Origin of the sequence: Streptomyces glaucescens, from assembly GCF_002154375.1 — a bacterium.
Lineage (GTDB): Bacteria > Actinomycetota > Actinomycetes > Streptomycetales > Streptomycetaceae > Streptomyces > Streptomyces glaucescens.
This window is the reverse complement of sequence record NZ_MUND01000824.1, coordinates 1-573: the sequence shown is the minus strand read 5'-3', so window position 1 is coordinate 573 and position 573 is coordinate 1. Positions and strand designations below refer to the sequence as shown.

General features: G+C 71.7%; 2 protein-coding genes. Both read right to left on the bottom strand.

Going from position 1 to position 573, the window contains the following annotated elements; genetic code table 11:
• Positions 1-133: 133 nt before the first annotated feature.
• Complete coding sequence (locus CCN42_RS37835; protein WP_086741780.1) at positions 134-325, bottom strand: mobile element transfer protein; 192 nt, start codon at positions 323-325, stop codon at positions 134-136.
• A 1-nt stretch (position 326) separates the two neighbouring features.
• Positions 327-521: a hypothetical protein gene (locus CCN42_RS37830; protein ID WP_086741779.1), complete on the bottom strand. Its 195-nt coding sequence runs from the start codon at positions 519-521 to the stop codon at positions 327-329.
• Positions 522-573 lie beyond the last annotated feature (52 nt).

Sequence of the window (573 nt, the reverse complement as noted above, 5' to 3'; positions counted from 1 at the left end):
GAGGCTGTCGGCGAGGAGGTAGCCGCCCAGCAACAGCACCAGGACCAGCCAGAGCGGCGGGCGGACGAGCTTGACGCCGAGGACTCCGACGACCAGCAGGGCGAACCAGAGCGGGACGTCCACGGAGTGCCTCCTAGCGGACCTTGCAGCGGTGGGTGCGGGCGGCAAGCTGGGCGGCGGACTGGCTGGAGTAGTCGGCGGACCAGCCGCAGCCGTCGTTGCTGCACACGGCAGCGTGTTTTGTCTGGCCGTTGCGGTCGCGGTGGGTGCCGATCTGCACCGGGCCGATGCGCATCACGGAGTGGAAGAAGTCGCGGGCGGGCATGTCAGTCGGTCTCCTCTCGGGTCAAGGTCGGGTCGGGGAAGGCGGCGCGGATACCGGCGGCGGTGGCAGGGTCGGTGGTGAGTCGGGCCGCCTGCTCGGCGAGCAGGTGGGCGAGGTAGGGCCGGTTGGCGGCGGTCATCTCGCGGGCGGCGTCGAGGTGGTCGGCAGCGGTCAGGCCGGCCGGGTCGTGGGTCATGACGTGTCTCCCGTCGGTGGTCAGGTGAGCTGGGCGGCGATGGCGTCGGCCA

Coding starts and splice junctions, on each gene's coding strand:
- CCN42_RS37835 (WP_086741780.1), bottom strand. CDS start 325: ATGCCCGCCCGCGACTTCTTCCACTCCGTGATGCGCATCGGCCCGGTG.
- CCN42_RS37830 (WP_086741779.1), bottom strand. CDS start 521: ATGACCCACGACCCGGCCGGCCTGACCGCTGCCGACCACCTCGACGCC.